Genomic DNA, 16,076 nt, shown 5'->3' on the forward strand with positions numbered 1-16,076 from the left:
CTCAGGCCCCACCCGCCCCGGACTGCGACGCGGACGGGGCGGCCGTCCCCGGGGCGGTGCCCGACGGGGCCGTGCCCGACGGCGTGGGGGTGCCGGGAGCGCCGCCCGACGGCGCGCCGCCCGCCGCCGCGCCGCGCGGCGCCAGCACCACCTGGATCCGCCCGCTCGCCACCCAGGCGGCCAGCCGGGCGGCGTCGGCCGCCGGCACCGCCACGTCCACCACCTGGCTGCCGTCGGTGTCCACCCGCCCGATCGTGGTGACCACCGCGGCCAGCGAGTCCGGACGGCCGGTGTCCGGGGTGAAGACCACGACGATCTGCGCGCCCGGCTGGAGCCTGGTGGCCGGCAGCTGGGTGCGCTTGGCCGAGACCCCGACCACCAGTTGCCCCGGCTGCACCGTCAGCGCCTGTGCGAGGTCCGCCTTCAGCAGCAGCGCGCCGCGCCTCAGGTCCGTGGCGGCCCGCATCCCGACCGCGTCCTTCCGGTCGACGGCCCCCAGCGGCTTGAGCGCCGGATCGCTCGCGATCCGCGCCACCACCAGGTCGGCGTCGGTCACCACCTGCCCGTACGGCACGTCCCGGGCGAGCGCCAGCACGGCGACCCGCTGCCCGGTGCTGTTGTAGAGCACCGCGCCGCCCAGCCCACCGGCGGCTATCAGCGCCACCGCCATCGCCAGCACGGCCGGCCGCCGCCGCCTCGCCCGCAGCGTCCGCCCCGGTGAGTGCGGTGTGGCGCGCCCCTGCTCCGGCTCCACCACGGACACCCCCGCCGCCCCGGACGCGCCGGATCCCGGCGTCGCAAATGTACGGTTCTCCACCGGGTTCCGGCCTTCCCACGTCGTTGAGGACTGTGCAGCGTTGAGGACAGTGCTGTGTTCGGACAGTGCCACGCTCGGGAGGCGCCGCGCCCGCCCCGCACCGGACGGCTACTCCCTTCGCCCGGCGGTCAGTTGAGGACCTGCACCTCGGCCACCCGCAGTTCGAGGTCGGTCATCCGGGTCATCTGGAGCGGGTCGATCTTCTGGTTGCTGCCGGTGACGGTGACATAGGCCGTCCAGTGCGCCGTGACGCTCCCGAAGAACGTGCCGGTCGGCAAGGTGGCCGAGCCCTTGGCGAACACGTGCCCGCAGGTGGGCGACGCGGCGGCACCGTACGCGGGGTCGTACGGCGTCCCAGGGGCGGCCTGTCCCTCGCACGTCTCGACCCTGCCGTCACCGAGGTCCCAGACCACCCGGTCCAGCTTGGGGGTGACCGTCACCGAGAGGGTGTTGCCGTGCACCGTCACCGGGGCCGGCACCGCGGAACCCTTCGACTGGTCCAGCCAGAGCCAGACCGGCACGCCCACGACCGCCGTGCCCTGGGGCGCGATGCCCGGCACCGGGGCGGGGAAGGTGATGCGGTCGGCCGCCTGCCTGGCGAGCGCGGCCGGGTTGTCCGGCGGCGGGCCGGCCGGCGCCTGGGCGAAGAACGTGGGTTGGGGCGCGCTCTGCCCGCCGTCGGACGAGCGGCAGGTCTTGTCGTAGACCGCCCCGTCCGAGGGCTTGTGGCCCTCCCAGTCGGGCGAGTCCGCCGGGGGCTGCGGGTTGGTGAGCTGGTAGTAGCAGCCGGTCGAGTTGCTGAACCAGCCCAGCTCCGGGTCGTGGCAGGGCCACTCCACGTCGTGGTAGCTGCAGAGCTCGGGACCGCCGCCGCCCCCGCCGCCCCCGCCGCCGGTACCGGGGGTGGGCTTGGTGCCCGGTTCGTTGGTGCCCGCACAGATCACGTTCACCGTGCAGTGGTTGACCTCCCCACCGGGCGTCGGGTCCGCCGCCGCGGGGACCACGGGGGATAACAGCAAAGCGGCGAACACCATCGCGCGGATCGCGAATCGCCGTACGGGTTTCAGCATGTTCGGTCCACCTCCCGCTTGAACTCGTAGATCAGCCACCGGGCATCGAACTTCCGTAGGGAAACCGTCGCGATGTACCGCGTCAGCCGTTCCCGCGGATCCTTTGTCGCACGGGTGGTGGCATCGGCCTGATGCCAGCCCGTCACATCGAGGCAGTCCTCGATCACGGCGGTCTGTGGAGCGGCCGTCAGATCAAGGGTCTTCACCACGGGGGAATTCCGCGGGCTGCCGATCATCACCATTTTGGCGTCGTGGAGCTGACGGAGATTGACGAGGGCTCCGCCCAGCGCGCTCCCCGAGGAGTAGGCCTCCAGCGTGGAACCGTCCGAATCGGAACGGCCGAAAGCCTCCGTCTGCGCCGTCCACCAGTCCTGATAGGTCCTCAGCACCGCACGGCCCGCCGCCCCTTCGGGGCCTTCGGTCGGCGCGATCCGGTCGTTTGCGGGACCACCCGAAGGAGCTACCGGGGTCACCGCCGCGACACTGGGCGCAGTCGTCCCCAGGCGGTCGACGGAACCGGCGTCACCGCTGGCCGCACACGCGCTCAGCAGCATCGCCAAAACCACCCCACTGGCCCCAACAACCCCAGGGCGCACCACAATTCCGCGCTGCCGCATCGCCCCACCTCATCGCGACCGACCCCGTTCGTGCTCCGTGGCCGCCAGAAGAATTCCGCCGTCCCGCCGGTGTTGCTGCGAGTGCGTCGATTCTTCGCCAACCCGGCCCTTCACGGCAACACCTCGGGCCCCCTGACCTTACGCGGAAGGCGGATCCGTCGGAGCACTTTCTCGCCACAGAACGGCCAACAGTTCCTCGGAAAGCGACAATCCGGCCAATGCGCCCCGAACCGCGGCCCGATTGCGCATCAACAGGCGCCCGCTCTGCGGCGGTACGAGCAGGCGTGCGCCCGGCGCGCCGCTTCCGGCGGCGGGCCCGCCCCCGTCGAGCAGCGCGGCGACGGCCGGCTGGAGGTCCAGCGGGGCGACGGCGGCCGGCGCGCCCGGGACCCCTTGCCGGAGGACGTCGGTGAGCACCTGGCTGAACGATCCTTCACCGCCGGGCAGGACGGCGTCCCGGCCACGCCGGCCGGGGGTGAAGCGGCCGACCCGGCCCCAGAGCGGGACGCGCGGATAGCTGAGCAGTTCACCGGCCCCGTCCTCGCCGCCCCCGCGTTCGAGTGCCGCCCAGGTGTCCCGGTCCGCGACGGCGTCCACCAGCAGCAGCGCCTCCTCCTGGTCGCCGTGGACCATCGCGCTCACCACCCAGTCCCAGGCCAGCCCGCGCCGGTAGGCGTTGTCGGCGGTGCTGCCACCGGTGACCAGGGCGAGCCGCCGCCCGCGCGGATCGGCGGCCAACTGGCCGACCAGACAGACCACCAGCCACCGGCCGGGGCGCTGGGCCGCCTCCCGGACGGCGGTGAGCATGGTGTTGGCGTCCGCGCCCGGGTCCACCACGGCGACCCGGCAGCCGGCCGAGCCGGCGTCGAAGCACATCCCGGGCAGGACCTCGGCGAGCAGCCGGGCGCCGTCCGCCGCGCGCGCCGAGCCCCCGAAGCCGCGGTCGGGCCCGCCGTCCGCCCCGATCACCACCAGATCGACTCCGCCGACCATCCGCACGCCCCCTCCTCGCCGGCCCCGGGACACCCGGAACCGCCTGTCGCGCCCGCACTCCCGTACGACCGCGCTCTCCCGTACCGCCGCCGGACAAGCTACCGCCCGGGCGCCCGCGAACGGGGCTCCCGTCCTGCCCGCTCAGGGACCATGGGCCCTATCGGCCACCGCACCGACAGGAGGACGATCGGACACATGGACCGTGACGACCGTGTGGAGTCCCTGAGCGAGGCCGAGTGCCTGCGGCTGCTCAGCACCGTGCCCGTCGGGCGCGTGGTGTACACCGAGCACGCGCTGCCGGCGGTCCTGCCGGTCTCCTTCGAGGTCGCGCCGGACGGACGGCTGCTGCTGGCGGTGCGCCGGGGCAGTACGACCGCGCGGGGGCTGGACGGCACGGTCGTGGCCTTCCAGGCGGACCAGCTGGACCCGGTCACCCGGACCGGCTGGAGCGTGCTGGTGCACGGCCGGGCGGACGTGGTGCGCGATCCGGAGCAGTACCGGCGTGCGCTGCGCTCCGGTCTGCGGCCCTGGGTCGGCGACCCGGACCCGATGTTCGTCTCGCTGGTACCGGAGCTGGTCAGCGGCCGGCGGCTGCTGCCGGTCGGCCGCAGCGTCCAGCGGTCCTGAACTCCCGCGCTCCTGCTCCCGGCGCCGCGCTCCCGGGCCCGCGCCTTCCCGAACCCCCCGCCCTCCGACAGGCGTTCGGCGGCCGTCCGGCGGTGCGACCCCGATCGGGACCGGCTCCTGACAGGTGACCGGCGACTGGGCATACTCTGCCGGAGTCCTCACCCTCACCCAGGAGCACCCGTGACGTCCTTCGCCTCCCTCGCCGAGCTGACCGCCGCCGTCGGCACCGAGCTGGGCACCAGCCAGTGGCACACCGTCGAGCAGGAGCGGATCGACCTGTTCGCCGAGGCCACCGGTGACCACCAGTGGATCCACGTGGATCCGGAGCGGGCGAAGGAGAGCCGGTTCGGCTCGACGATCGCGCACGGTTACCTCACGCTGTCGCTCGTCCCGATGCTGGCCAAGGAGTGCTACAGCGTCGGGGGCGTCCGGATGGCGCTGAACTACGGCTCGGAGAAGGTCCGTTTCCCGGCGCCGCTGCCGGTCGGCACGGCGGTCCGGGCGACGGCCGAGCTGGTCTCCGCCACCGAGGTGCCCGGCGGCGTCCGGACGGTGGTCCGGTTCACCATCAGCAGCGCGGAGAGCGCCAAGCCGCACTGCGTCGCGGAGGCGATCACCCTCTTCTACGCGTAGGTCCCGGCGTAGGTCCCGCCCCGGCCCCCGCTACGCCGAACGGCGTGCGCGGGGCCGCTCACCAGGTCCGGACGGCCCACGGCGAGTAACCTCCGACGAGATGGTTGTCGTATCGCAGAGGCCCCACCGCCCTCGGTACGCGCCCCGGCATGCCCGGTAGCCGTAACCGTCCTTGGAGGTGCCGTGCCCCGCCCCGTCCCGTGGTTCACCCGCGTCGCCGGTCTCACCCCACAGCTCGCCACTCCCCCGGGTCTGGCCGGACTGTCCCGCGCGGCCTGGCACCGGGTCCGGACGGACGCCTTCGGGGCCGAGCCGCGGGGCGAGCGGCTGTCCAGGATCCACCGCTCACCGCAGTTCGCCGACGGCGCCTTCCGCAACCCGCTGCCCACCCGCCGGCTGGTGTACGAGCGCACCCCGCTGGAGATCACCCGGGCCCAGCTCACCGGCGACAGGACCCGCCGGGCGCCCGGCGCCGCCGTGCCGGTGCACCGGCTGCTCCCCGCCGACCTGGCCCGGCCGCCCGCCTCGGGCCTGCGGCTCACCTGGCTCGGCCACGCCACCGTGCTGGCCGAGATCGGCGGCCGCCGGGTGCTGTTCGACCCGGTCTGGGGTGACCGCTGCTCCCCGTTCGGCTGGACCGGCCCCAAGCGGCTGCACCCGGTGCCGCTGCCGCTCGCCGAACTCGGCCCGGTGGACGTGGTGGTGGTCTCGCACGACCACTACGACCACCTGGACATGGCCACCATCCGCGAGCTGACCGGCACCGGCGCGGTGTTCGCCGTGCCGCTCGGGGTCGGCGCGCACCTGGAGCACTGGGGGGTGCCGGCCGACCGGCTGGTCGAGCTGGACTGGTGGGAGTCGGCCGAGGTCGCCGGGCTGACCCTGACCGCCACCCCGGCCCGGCACTACTGCAGCCGCGGCCCGCGCACCAGCGCGCTGTTCCTCTGGGCGTCCTGGGTGGTGGCCGGCGGCGGGCACCGGCTGTTCCACAGCGGGGACACCGGCTACTTCCCGGGCTTCGCCGAGGTCGGCCGCCGGCTCGGCCCGTTCGACGCGACGATGATGCAGGTCGGCGCGTACAGCGACTTCTGGCCCGAGGTGCACATGACGCCCGAGGAGGGCGTCCGGGCGCACCTGGACCTCGGCGGCGAACTGCTGCTGCCGATCCACTGGTGCACCTTCAACCTGGCGCTGCACCCCTGGGACGAACCCGCCGAGCGGGTGGTCGCGGCGGCCCAGTCGCTCGGCGCCCGGCTGGCGGTGCCCCGGCCGGGCAAGCCCTTCGAGCCGGTGGAGGCCCCGGCCCTGCGTCTCTGGTGGCGGGCGGTCACGACGCGGCCGGCGGAGGAGCAGCCGTCCGAACCGCAGCCGACGGGCCCACGGCCACCGGTCCCGGACGGCGCGGACCCGGCCGGCGCGAACGGGTCGGCGCGGTCGAAGGCCTCGGCCGAGGACGACGGCGTCCCCGTCTGACCGGGCCCGCCGGGGCGGCGGCACTCGGGCCGCCGCCCGAACGCGGGGCCGGTCCCCTGCCGTTCTCCCGCCCTCCTACCGCTCCGCCGCCACCGGCCCGGCCGGCGGCGCGCCCTTCCGCCGCTCGACCAGGTCCACGGTGGCGTGCGGGTCGTCGACCTCGACGATCAGCCGGCTGTACCGCTCGTCGGCGAGTTCGATCACCACGGCCCTGGCCGGGTTCTTGACGTCCCAGAAGACCCATTCGCCGCCCGACCGGAACGTCCCGGCCGTGATCAGCCCGGGGAAGTACGTGCCGCCGACCTTGACGCCCTTGGGCTCACGGAGGATCCCCGGGTCGAGCGTGGCGCCCCGGACGTTGCCGAGCGGGATCTCGATCCTGCTCTTGACCGCCCAGAGCCGGTCGAGCCCTTCGATCTCGACGACGAGCAGGCCGTTGCTGACACTCACGTGAGCCATGGAGCGTTCCCCAGTTCTGTTGCCGGTGACGGTGCGGTGGTGACGGTGCGGTGGTGGTGGTGCGGTGGTGACGGTGCAGTGGTGGTGGTGTGGCGGCGCCCGGCGGGTCAGCCCGTGAGGCGGCCGGCGAGCGCCGCCACGGCGACGGGCGACGGCCCGCCGACCCCGGCGCGGGCCCGCAGGCGCAGACCGAGCACGGTGGCGGCCAGCACCCCGGCCGGCCCGTCGGGCGAGCCGCCCGCGGGATCGCCGGAGGCGGACAGGACCCGTCCGATCGCCCGGTCGAGCGCGGCGAACCCCTCCTCGACGAGCGCGGCGACGTCCGGGTCGGACGGCGCCCGCTCGGCCGCCGCGAACAGCAGCAGCCCGGCGGCCCGGCCGCCGTCGTACCCGGCGGCGGCCTGGGCCAGCACGGCGGGCAGGTCGCGGGCCTCGCCGAGGGCCGCCGCGAGCGGCAGCACCTCCTGGTCCAGGTGGCGGCGCAGCGCGGTCAGATAGAGGCCGCGTTTACTGCCGAACACCTTGTAGAGGCTGCCCCGGTGCACGCCGAGGCCGGTGACCAGATCGTCCACCGAGGTGCCTTCGTAGCCCCGGGTGGCGAACAGCTCGGCTGCCGCCTGAACGGCCTCGTCCTCGTCGAAGGCGCGTGGTCTTCCCATGCCCAGGACTCTACGAGTTTAAGAACACTCAGTCAAGAACGAGTGTTCTCAAACTCCCGGCCGCCCCCACCGCCGCCCGGGATCAGCCCGCCAGCACCTCCCGCAGCGCCCGCGCCTCCTTGACCAGCCGGCTCGAACCGGAGCGCTGCGCCACCGCGCTCACCTGCTCGATCGGCCCGCGCGCCGAACACCGGCGCGCACAGTCCGCCGCCACCGCGACCACGTCCCCCGCGCCCCGCGCCGGCTCGCCGGCCAGCAGGCCCGGCAGGGCGGCCGCCAGGACCGACCAGACCGTGGCGGCGTACGCGCCGGTCTCGGCGGCCGCCGCCACCGCCTGGCCCAGCCGGACCGGCTTGACCGCGCCGATGGCGACCAGTTCGGCCAGCTCCCGGCCGAGCAGCCCGGCGTCCAGGTCCCCGCGCGCGGCGAGCACCAGCAGCGCGTCCACCGCCGCCGTCCGGTCCTCGGGGAACCGCGCGCCCAGGCCGTACGCCACCGCGAGGTGCACCGCGAGCCCGGCCGGGCCGCCGGCCTCGGCGAGCGGGGGCAGCATCCGGGCCGGGCCGCGGATCTCACGGTCCGCGACCCCGGCGAACCAGTCCAGCCAGCGGGCGGCCAGCTCCTCGCGGTGGTGCGGGAGGAGCGCGGCCCAGTGCGCGGTCGGCTGCCACTGCCACTCGGCCTGCTTCCTGACCCGCGCCACGCTCGGCTCGGTGCCCTCCAGCAGCGCCCGGAAGTCGGCGCCCAGCCGCTCGCCCGCCGGGCCCTCGGGGCCGGCACCGATGCCGGGCTGGGCCACGACGACCCGCTTCAGCTCCTCCCACCAGCGCTCCCAGTAGCGGTGGACCGGCTTGGCCCCCGCCATGGGCGCGAAGACCACCCGCTCGGAGCGCCGGCGGGGCAGCCCGCCCTCGCGCAGCCACCGGGCCACCCAGCGCCCGGCCGGTGAGGCCAGCCGCCCGGCGGCGGCCGGCACCTCGCCGTCCGGGGCCGGGGTCAGCCGCAGCAGCGCGGTGTGCAGGTCCGCCGGCCCCGGTTCGACGCCCGCCGCCTCGTACCCGGCCACCCGCTCGACCAGCACCGCCGCCGCCAGCGCACCGGTCGCGTCGGTGGGCGTGGCCAGCAGCAGCGGCGGCCGGTCCGCCGTCACCCGCTGGGCCGCCTCCGTCAGCCGGGCGGCGAGGACGTTCCCGTGGACGGTGTTGTGCTCACCGCGCAGCGGGGACCGCGTCTGCCGGCGCCAGAACGAGTCCCGGCGGTGCGGATCGACCTCCCCGGTGATCGCGAGCGCGACGTACAGGACGTCCCGCGGCGAGCAGTCGGCCCACCGTCCGGGGCCGTTCCACGGGTGCACCCGCAGCACCGGCCCGAGCGCCTCGGCCAGCGCCGCCCGGTCCCGGTGGGCGTGCCGGACCAGGCCGTCCAGGGTCCGTTCGAAGACGGCGACCTCCGGCTGCTCCGCCGCCAGCAGGGCCGACAGTTCCTCGGCCACCTCGGCCGGGGTGGCGATCGGCTCCCCCAGCGGACGCGGCACCGGGACGGGGGGCAGCAGCTCGGTCCACCCGGTGTCCGGGTCGTCGCCGCCCACCGGCGCGCCGAGCAGCACGCCGGCCCGGGCGTGGTGGGCCGGGCTGAGCCCCTCGGCGGCGAACCGCAGCTCGGGCAGAACGGCCTCGCCGGCCGCCTTGAGGTGGCGGGCCACCACGTTGAGCGCCCGCTCCTGGAGGGCCGTGTCGGGGTGGCCGAAGGCCTCGGCCGCCGCCAGCACCACCGGGCCGGCCCGCTCCGGCGAACGCCGGGCCGCCTTCTCCAGCCAGCCCAGCTGGGCCCGGACGAGCTTCTTCTCGGTCCGGAACAGCACCACCGCCGAGGCCTCGGTCAGCACCTCCGCCTCGACCAGGCCCGCCTCGTCGAGCTCGGTCAGCACCTGCTGGGCGTGGCCGGCCACCGCCGAGAGGCCGTCCAGCAGCGCCACCAGGCTGCGCACCTGCCCCGCGTACTCCCCGGGGGTGGGCGCGAGGGCCTGCAAGGTCACCAGGAAGAGCCGCTGGTCGCCCGGCCTGCCACCGCGCACCAGCCGGGCCAGGCAGCGGTCGGTCAGCCCGGCGCGGTCCAGCACGCCCTCGGCCGCCAGCCCGGCGACCGCCTCCGGCCAGAAGTCCCCCGGCCGGTCGCTGCGCCGGTGGTCCAGCATCGAGCCGATGTCGGCGAGTTCGAACACCTTGGGCAGCAGCACCGGCAGGTACGGGTCGCGGCGCAGCCGTTCCAGCAGCGTGGTGGACTCGCCGCGGCGGCCGCCTCCGCCGGAGGAGACCTGGCGCAGCCACTCGGTGGTGAAGGCCTCGGAGTCGGGCACCGGGCAGCCGGTGCGCCGCACCACCCGCTCGATCAGCGGGTAGAGGTCCCAGCCCCACTGCTGGACGGGCCGCGCCGAGAGCCGGGTGACCACCTCGATCTGCCACTCCACCGGCTGCGCCTCGACCACGTCGGCGAGCGCGGGGTGGCGGGCCCAGGACCGGCCGGCGAAGTCCCGCCCGCCGATCCAGGTGGCGGCGGCGGCCGGCCCCGCGTGGCAGCCGGCGCCCGCGAACAGCAGCGCCCCGGACCGCGCGCTCGCCTCCTTGGACCACTCGCCCCGGACCTGCTTGCGCAGCGCCTTCAGCTCCGGCAGGCAGGCCCGCCGTTCGGCCGGGTCCAGTGCGGCCACCAGGGCCGGGATCTGCGGTCCCCGCCCCTCCCGCACCGCCCGCAGCAGCTCCTCGACCCGGCTCCCCGGCTCCGTGACCCCGCTCATCGGGCCACCTCCGCGCCCGTCGCCGGAACCGCGCCGGCCGCGGCCGCCTCGCGGACCATCCCGACCGCCAGCGCGTGCTTGCACGGCCCGCGCCCGCCCCGGTACTTGGCCCACCAGAGGCAGGTGCAGCTCGCCCGGCCCGCCTCGTCCGTCCGTACCCGCTGGAGGTGGTCGTCCACCGTCACCGTGGCGAGCGCACCGCCCGCCTCCAGCCGCACCGCGCCCGCCGCGACCAGGGCCTGCGCGGCCCGCAGCCGCGGGTTGCGCGCCTCCGCCCGGCCGGCGTCGTACGGCAGCTGCCGGTGGAAGTACGCGGCCTCCGCCGTGTCGTAGCCGATCTGCCCGGCGGTGCCCAGCCGGGTGAGGGCGGCCCGCACCCGGGCGGGGGTGAGCCCGGACTGCTCGGCCAGCTCGGCCACCTCGATCCGCGGCTCCCAGGCGAGCAGCACCGCGACCAGCTCGGCGTCCTGCTCGGCGGTGCCGGTGGCCAGCGCGCCCAGCACCCCGCCCTCGCCGGAGAAGCCCCGGGAGGCGTCGGGCGAGAGGGTGAGCGTGAGGCGCATCCCCGGCAGCACCGCCTCCCAGGCCGAGGCCACCGGTCCGTCGGCCGCCACCGGCCCGTACACCCGCAGCGCCAGCGCGTGCCGGAGTACGCGCTGCAGGGCCACCAGCCGCTCCGGGCCGGGCAGGCAGACCGCGCCGGGCACCGGGCGGGTGGTCGGCCGCAGCGTCCGGCCGGCCGGGACCACCCACTGGGCGGTGCGGGCCGCGGCCCGGCCGCCACTGCCGGCGCGCGGCAGCGAGCGCAGGAAGCGGACCGCCTCGGCGGCGGGCAGCTCGGCCCGCAGGTCGAAGCCGGCGGCGGTCACCTGGGTCTCGGCGAAGCCGCGCAGCCAGCGCTCGGGCAGCGGGACCTTCTTCTCCACGACCGGCCCGTCGAAGGTGGTCACCTCCAGCGCGTCCGGTCCGACGGCGAGGTGCAGCGGGTCGGCCGGGCCGATCCGGGTGAGCGCCTCCCGCAGCGGGTTGTTGACGTCCACGTTGGTGGTGCCGTGGCCGATGTCGTCCCCGTCGAGGCCGGCCTCCAGCACGTCGAGACGGGCGTAGACGCCGCAGCAGCCCGAGAAGGACTCGAAGCGCAGCCGGTCCCCGTTGGCGGTGACCACCGGGTCCAGCGAGGCGCGCAGCTGCGGCTGGTAGTAGCGGGCGGCGGCGACATCGGCGACGGCGAGCAGCGCGGCGGCGGCCGGTGCCGGATCGGCGAGGAAGCCCGCGAAGAAGCGCGGGTTGGCGACCGCCCCGAGCGGGGTGGCGCCGCCGGAGGTCTCCAGGGCGAGGCGCGGGCCGTCGGCTCCGTCGAGGACGGCGGACGGGCGCAGATAGGCGTACGCGTGTGCGGCTTGCGACATGGCGAGCACGTTAGGCGGCGGCACTGACAGCCCGTCGGGCCCGGCCAATACTGAAACAGGTTCTATACCTACCGCCCTTTCGAACTGGCCGATCGGCTCACGTCCCCCATAGTGCGGGCTTCTGTCACTATGGGCCTGTGACTGAAGTGACCGAACAGGAGAGACGGGCCACCGACAGCGCCGGATCGTTCGCCGAGCTGCTACGGATCGAACGGCTGGACGAGAACACGTTCCGGGGCCGCTGCCACGCCGGAGCCCCGATGCGGGCCTTCGGCGGCCAGGTCGCCGCACAGGCACTGACCGCCGCCGGGCACACCGTCGAGGCCGGCCGCGTGGCGCACTCGCTGCACGGCTACTTCCTGCTCCCCGGCGACCCGACCCGCCCGATCCACTACGAGGTCGACCGGGTCCGCGAGGGCCTGTCGTACGCCACCCGCCAGGTGACGGCGGTCCAGAACGGGGACGCGGTCTTCACCCTCTCCGCCTCCTTCAAGCGGCCCGAGCCGGCGGACGACCGCCGCCGCGCGATGCCCCCGCTGCCCGGCCCCGAGGAGGTGCCGGACGCGTTCTCGCTCTGGGACGAGGCCGCCCGCCGGGACTTCGACCGCACGGCCGGCTTCCGCACCATGGAACTGCGGTTCGTCCCGCCGGACGCGCCCGGGGTGCCGCCGGCCGCCCCGGGCATGCAGCAGCAGTTCGTCTGGCTGCGCACCGGCTCCCCGCTGCCCGCCGACGACCCGCTGCTGCACGTCGGCGCGCTCACCTACCTCTCGGACCTCACGCTGGGGTCCACGGCCGGACTGCACGTGCAGCCGAGCTATTTCCAGCTGACCGAGCCGCCCCGGCTGATCCTCGCCTCGCTGGACCACTCGATGTGGTTCCACCGGCCGTTCCGGGCCGACGAGTGGCTGCTGTTCGACCAGCGCAGCCCGTCCGCCTCGGACGGCCGGGGCCTGTCGCACGGCGATTTCTACGACCGGAGCGGGCGGCTGGTGGCCTCCGCCACCCAGGAGGCCCTGGTCCGGGAGAGGTCGGCCCGGCTCCGCTGACCACCGGCCGGCCGCCCCTCACGCCCTCACCCGGGCCGGTGTCCGGGGGGCGAACTCCGGGCGGCCGGTCGGCGTCATACTCCTGAGCGGTCCTGAGCCGTATCATGGTGCGGGTGACCAAGGTTGACCTGTCACCACGACCGGTGGAGGCGATGTCTCCGCGTCAGCTCGAACGCCGCGAAAGCCTGATCGCGGCCGCGCTTGCCCTGGTGAACGAGATCGGCGTCGAGCGGCTGCAGATGAAACAGGTCTGCGAGCGGTCCGGAGTCGCCCTGGGGACGGCGTACCGCTACTTCTCCTCCAAGGACCATCTGCTGGCGGCGGCGATCGCCGAGTGGCATCGGCTGCTGCTGGCCGACCTGGTGGCGGAGCTGCGCGGGCCGCGCGCCGGGCTGGGGGCCACCGACCGGGTGGTGCGCTTCGTCCGCGGCGGCATGCGGGCCTACCAGCGCCAGCCCGAGCTGGCCCGGCTCCGGGTGGCCGTCGCCGCCTCCACGGATCCCTTCGCCAGCGAGGCCCTGCAGGGCATGGCCCGGGCCGACAGCGCCGCGCTCCAGGCGGTGATGGCGGAGGTCCCGGCCGCCGCGAGCGATCTGGTGCGGCACATCGTCGGGCACGCCTGGCAGGGCGAGCTGACCGCCTGGGTGACCGGCCGCACCACGCTCGGGGACGCCCGGCGGCGGCTGGAGGACGTGGTGCGGCTGGTGCTGACCCCGTACGAGACGCCGTACCCCGCCCCGTACGAGGTCCAGCCGACCGTCTGACCGGGCCCGGCCGGACCGGTCGCCGGCGGACCGGCCTGCGGCCGAACTCGCCTGCGGCCAGCTGGCGGTGACCGAGCGGCTGCCCGAACTGCGCCGACTGCTGCTGGACTTCGCGACCGGCCAGGCGGCCCGAGGGCCCGTTCGCACGGCCCGGGGCCGGGGCCCGCGCACCCCGCCCGACGGCCCCTTCCCCGGCGTGCCCTCCCCGCCCTCCCGGCACGAACTGGACATAGTACGACATGTAGCCAATTTCTGATCATGTCGCCGAGCCCCAGTACGCCACGAGAGGCACCCCGATGAGCAGTCATCCGCCGACCCCCGAGCCCGATCCGACGGAACCGGACCAACCGGCCTCGACCCTCCCCACCGACCGGGCGGTGTTCGGGATCAGCGCCGTCCTGGTGCTCGGGGTGGTCGCCTGGGGCGTCTTCGCCGAGGACTCCCTCGGCCGGACCTCCAGCACCGCGCTGGGCTGGGTCCTGCACAACTTCGGCTGGCTGTTCGTGGTCGCCGCCGATGTCTTCCTGGTGCTCGCCGTCCTGCTCGCGTTCAGCCGCTTCGGCCGGATCCGGCTCGGGCGCGACGACGACGAACCGGAGTTCAGCACCATCGCCTGGATCGCCATGATGTTCAGCGCCGGCATGGGCATCGGCCTGATGTTCTACGGCGTCGGCGAGCCGCTCCAGCTCTTCGCCGCCCCGCAGCCGGGCTCCGGCCTGGAACCGCGGAGCGCCGCCGCCGCCCAGCAGGCGCTGGAGTTCTCGCTGTTCCACTGGACCCTGCACCCGTGGGCGATCTACGCGGTCGGCGGCCTCGCGCTCGCCTACACCACCTTCCGCAAGGGCCGGGGCAACCGGATCTCCGCCGCCTTCGTCCCGCTGATCGGACAGCGCGGCGCGGACGGCTGGGCCGGCCGGGGAATCGACATGCTCGCCGTCTTCGCCACCGTCTTCGGCTCCGCCACCAGCCTCGGCCTCGGCGCCCTCCAGGTCGCGGACGGCCTCGGCTACATCTCCTCGGTGCGCAACACCCAGCACGCCCAGCTGATCATCATCGGCTCGCTGACCGCGGCCTTCGTCCTCTCCGCCTTCTCCGGCGTCCACAAGGGCGTCAAGTGGCTCTCCACCGCGAACGTCGTACTGGCCTCGCTGATCATGGTCTTCGTCTTCGTGTTCGGCCCCTCGGTGTTCGTCCTGGACTCGATCCCCTCCAGCGTCGGCGGCTACCTCTCCGACCTGCTCACCATGTCCACCCAGACCGGGGCCTTCACCGACGAGAGCTGGCTCGGCACCTGGACGATCTTCTACTGGGCCTGGTGGCTCTCCTGGGCGCCGTTCGTCGGCACCTTCATCGCCCGGATCTCGCGCGGCCGCACCGTCCGGCAGTTCCTGCTCGGCGTACTGCTGGTGCCCAGCGGGGCGACGGTGATCTGGTTCTGCGTGATGGGCGGGACGGCGATCCGGCTGGACTCCACCGGCGCGGCCGACCTGGTCGCCACCATCCCGCAGGGCGCCGAGGCGTCGCTGTTCGAGATGCTGCGCTCGCTCCCGCTCGGCTCGGTGACCAGCGTGGTCGCGGTGCTGCTGGTGATGACCTTCTTCGTCACCAGCGCCGACTCCGCCTCGCTGGTCCTCGGCTCGCTCTCCAGCCGGGGCTCCCTGCACCCCCGCACCTGGCTGGTGGTGGTCTGGGGCGTCCTGATGGGCGGGGTGGCCGCCGCGCTGCTGCTGGCGGGCGGGCTCACCGCGCTGCAGAACGCCACCATCCTGGTCGCGCTGCCGTTCGTCGTGGTGATGCTGCTGCTCTGCGTCTCCCTCGTGAAGGAGCTGCGGGAGGACCCGGCGGCCGGCCCGTCCCGGTTCCACCCGGCCCACGGCCTACGGGATGCCGTCCGGGTCGCCGTGGGCGAGGCGATGGCCGACGCCCGCCGGCGCGACCGTCCCCCGTTCAGGTGAATTCGCACCGCCCCGCCCCCGCTCGGGGTGGGGCGGTGCGGGGTGGGGCATATCGGGCCCAATCCGACGCCCGCCCCCCATCCGGACTTCACCCGTGCGTAGCGACCGTTCACACCGCCCTGGAAACCTCCGTGCCATGAACGCCAACCCTCCGGCAGCCCTCCAGGAACCGCGCTTCCCGCTCCCCCAGCGGCACCGCCGCTTCCTCGCGTGCACCGCCGTTCTCGCCTCCGTCATCCTCGGCGCCTGCGGCGTGGCCGTCACCGTCGAGACCGTCCAGCACGGCACCGTGGCCACCGCCACCGCCAGACCGTGAGCCCCGCCGCCCCGGGCCCGCCGGTACGGCCGGGGGTTCAGGCCGCGGGGAGCTTCGCGGCCAGCACGTCGACCGGGCTGACCTCCACCCGGGCGGCCAGCAGGCGCGGGCCCTCGGTGCGGAGGAGGTCGGCGATCCGGCCGTCGATGTGGGCCTGGCGGGCCCCGTCGTCCGGGAAGGCGTCGACGATGGCGAAGGAGGCCGGACCGAGGCGCAGCACGAACCAGACCGTGGTGCCGGTCTCCTCCCGGGCGAGGTCGAGGGCGCCGGTGAGGAGTTCCTGGAGCTCCTGGGCGTGTTCCGGTCTGGCCTCCAGGCGGACGATCAGTCCGACGCGGGTGGTCGCGGAGACGGCGGGCTCGGTCATCGGCATTCCTTCCTGAGTGGCTGTCGGGGCCGCTGGCTGCCCACCGTAGGGGCGGGGCCACCGGCCCCTCCAGT

Annotated in this window: 16 protein-coding genes; 7 read left to right on the top strand and 9 right to left on the bottom strand. The window is 75.1% G+C overall.

All coding sequences use genetic code 11. From position 1 onward, the window contains the following. Position 1: 1 nt before the first annotated feature. The 4 genes from ACIP82_RS00785 to ACIP82_RS00800 all read right to left on the bottom strand — a co-directional run bounded on the left by ACIP82_RS00785 (position 2) and on the right by ACIP82_RS00800 (position 3,497). Entirely contained in the window at positions 2 to 754 is a 753-nt protein-coding gene (locus ACIP82_RS00785) for an SAF domain-containing protein (protein ID WP_400649422.1), read from the bottom strand. A 191-nt stretch (positions 755 to 945) separates the two neighbouring features. Next, the gene (locus ACIP82_RS00790) at positions 946 to 1,887 is read right to left on the bottom strand and encodes a hypothetical protein (protein ID WP_400649425.1); all 942 of its coding nucleotides are present in this window, start codon (positions 1,885 to 1,887) and stop codon (positions 946 to 948) included. Next, positions 1,881 to 2,441 carry a hypothetical protein gene (locus ACIP82_RS00795; RefSeq protein ID WP_400649428.1) on the bottom strand — a complete coding sequence of 187 codons (561 nt, stop codon included), beginning with the start codon at positions 2,439 to 2,441 and terminating at the stop codon, positions 1,881 to 1,883. Before ACIP82_RS00795 ends, ACIP82_RS00790 begins: the two co-directional genes overlap by 7 nt. Positions 2,442 to 2,642: 201 nt before the next feature. Continuing rightward, positions 2,643 to 3,497, bottom strand: a complete 855-nt coding sequence (locus tag ACIP82_RS00800; RefSeq protein ID WP_400649430.1) for a hypothetical protein — start codon at positions 3,495 to 3,497, stop codon at positions 2,643 to 2,645. Between the two features lie 195 nt (positions 3,498 to 3,692). Here ACIP82_RS00800 and ACIP82_RS00805 point away from each other — a divergent pair, with 195 nt between their 5' ends. The 3 genes from ACIP82_RS00805 (at position 3,693) to ACIP82_RS00815 (ending at position 6,230) form a co-directional block, all read left to right on the top strand. Then, entirely contained in the window at positions 3,693 to 4,124 is a 432-nt protein-coding gene (locus tag ACIP82_RS00805) for a pyridoxamine 5'-phosphate oxidase family protein (protein WP_363606485.1), read from the top strand. Between the two features lie 180 nt (positions 4,125 to 4,304). Next, on the top strand, positions 4,305 to 4,757 hold the full coding sequence (locus tag ACIP82_RS00810; RefSeq protein WP_363606484.1) for a MaoC family dehydratase: 453 nt from the start codon (positions 4,305 to 4,307) through the stop codon (positions 4,755 to 4,757). A gap of 252 nt (positions 4,758 to 5,009) precedes the next feature. Then, positions 5,010 to 6,230, top strand: a complete 1,221-nt coding sequence (locus ACIP82_RS00815; RefSeq protein ID WP_400650285.1) for an MBL fold metallo-hydrolase — start codon at positions 5,010 to 5,012, stop codon at positions 6,228 to 6,230. Between the two features lie 75 nt (positions 6,231 to 6,305). Here ACIP82_RS00815 and ACIP82_RS00820 read toward each other — a convergent pair whose 3' ends face one another. The 4 genes from ACIP82_RS00820 to ACIP82_RS00835 all read right to left on the bottom strand — a co-directional run bounded on the left by ACIP82_RS00820 (position 6,306) and on the right by ACIP82_RS00835 (position 11,551). Beyond that, complete coding sequence (locus tag ACIP82_RS00820) at positions 6,306 to 6,689, bottom strand: hypothetical protein (RefSeq protein WP_363606482.1); 384 nt, start codon at positions 6,687 to 6,689, stop codon at positions 6,306 to 6,308. A gap of 107 nt (positions 6,690 to 6,796) precedes the next feature. Continuing rightward, positions 6,797 to 7,348: a TetR/AcrR family transcriptional regulator gene (locus ACIP82_RS00825; RefSeq protein ID WP_363606481.1), complete on the bottom strand. Its 552-nt coding sequence runs from the start codon at positions 7,346 to 7,348 to the stop codon at positions 6,797 to 6,799. 82 nt (positions 7,349 to 7,430) lie between these two features. Further along, positions 7,431 to 10,142, bottom strand: a complete 2,712-nt coding sequence (locus ACIP82_RS00830) for a DUF6493 family protein (protein ID WP_400649445.1) — start codon at positions 10,140 to 10,142, stop codon at positions 7,431 to 7,433. Further along, positions 10,139 to 11,551, bottom strand: a complete 1,413-nt coding sequence (locus ACIP82_RS00835; RefSeq protein WP_363606478.1) for an SWIM zinc finger family protein — start codon at positions 11,549 to 11,551, stop codon at positions 10,139 to 10,141. The genes ACIP82_RS00830 and ACIP82_RS00835 overlap by 4 nt, the downstream gene beginning before the upstream one ends. 137 nt (positions 11,552 to 11,688) lie before the next feature. Here ACIP82_RS00835 and ACIP82_RS00840 point away from each other — a divergent pair, with 137 nt between their 5' ends. The 4 genes from ACIP82_RS00840 to ACIP82_RS00855 all read left to right on the top strand — a co-directional run bounded on the left by ACIP82_RS00840 (position 11,689) and on the right by ACIP82_RS00855 (position 15,635). Further along, a complete protein-coding gene (locus ACIP82_RS00840) occupies positions 11,689 to 12,600 on the top strand; it encodes an acyl-CoA thioesterase II (RefSeq protein WP_363606477.1) in 912 nt (303 codons plus the stop codon). 113 nt (positions 12,601 to 12,713) lie between these two features. Then, complete coding sequence (locus ACIP82_RS00845) at positions 12,714 to 13,364, top strand: TetR/AcrR family transcriptional regulator (RefSeq protein ID WP_363606475.1); 651 nt, start codon at positions 12,714 to 12,716, stop codon at positions 13,362 to 13,364. Positions 13,365 to 13,660: 296 nt separating this feature from the next. Next, on the top strand, positions 13,661 to 15,319 hold the full coding sequence (locus ACIP82_RS00850; protein WP_363606474.1) for a BCCT family transporter: 1,659 nt from the start codon (positions 13,661 to 13,663) through the stop codon (positions 15,317 to 15,319). Between the two features lie 136 nt (positions 15,320 to 15,455). Beyond that, a complete protein-coding gene (locus ACIP82_RS00855; RefSeq protein WP_363606472.1) occupies positions 15,456 to 15,635 on the top strand; it encodes a hypothetical protein in 180 nt (59 codons plus the stop codon). A gap of 37 nt (positions 15,636 to 15,672) precedes the next feature. Here ACIP82_RS00855 and ACIP82_RS00860 read toward each other — a convergent pair whose 3' ends face one another. After that, positions 15,673 to 16,002, bottom strand: coding sequence for a putative quinol monooxygenase (locus tag ACIP82_RS00860; protein ID WP_400649451.1), 330 nt, complete (start codon positions 16,000 to 16,002; stop codon positions 15,673 to 15,675). Positions 16,003 to 16,076: the final 74 nt, after the last annotated feature.

Origin of the sequence: Kitasatospora sp. NPDC088548 (assembly GCF_044753005.1) — a bacterium.
Classification (GTDB): Bacteria; Actinomycetota; Actinomycetes; order Streptomycetales; family Streptomycetaceae; genus Kitasatospora.

Bases quoted from the DNA above. Each gene is read 5' to 3' on its own strand.
- ACIP82_RS00830 (WP_400649445.1), bottom strand. From the start codon at position 10,142: ATGAGCGGGGTCACGGAGCCGGGGAGCCGGGTCGAGGAGCTGCTGCGG.
- ACIP82_RS00820 (WP_363606482.1), bottom strand. From the start codon at position 6,689: ATGGCTCACGTGAGTGTCAGCAACGGCCTGCTCGTCGTCGAGATCGAA.
- ACIP82_RS00790 (WP_400649425.1), bottom strand. From the start codon at position 1,887: ATGCTGAAACCCGTACGGCGATTCGCGATCCGCGCGATGGTGTTCGCC.
- ACIP82_RS00850 (WP_363606474.1), top strand. From the start codon at position 13,661: ATGAGCAGTCATCCGCCGACCCCCGAGCCCGATCCGACGGAACCGGAC.
- ACIP82_RS00860 (WP_400649451.1), bottom strand. From the start codon at position 16,002: ATGACCGAGCCCGCCGTCTCCGCGACCACCCGCGTCGGACTGATCGTC.
- ACIP82_RS00825 (WP_363606481.1), bottom strand. From the start codon at position 7,348: ATGGGAAGACCACGCGCCTTCGACGAGGACGAGGCCGTTCAGGCGGCA.
- ACIP82_RS00835 (WP_363606478.1), bottom strand. From the start codon at position 11,551: ATGTCGCAAGCCGCACACGCGTACGCCTATCTGCGCCCGTCCGCCGTC.
- ACIP82_RS00855 (WP_363606472.1), top strand. From the start codon at position 15,456: ATGAACGCCAACCCTCCGGCAGCCCTCCAGGAACCGCGCTTCCCGCTC.
- ACIP82_RS00800 (WP_400649430.1), bottom strand. From the start codon at position 3,497: ATGGTCGGCGGAGTCGATCTGGTGGTGATCGGGGCGGACGGCGGGCCC.
- ACIP82_RS00805 (WP_363606485.1), top strand. From the start codon at position 3,693: ATGGACCGTGACGACCGTGTGGAGTCCCTGAGCGAGGCCGAGTGCCTG.
- ACIP82_RS00795 (WP_400649428.1), bottom strand. From the start codon at position 2,441: ATGCTGCTGAGCGCGTGTGCGGCCAGCGGTGACGCCGGTTCCGTCGAC.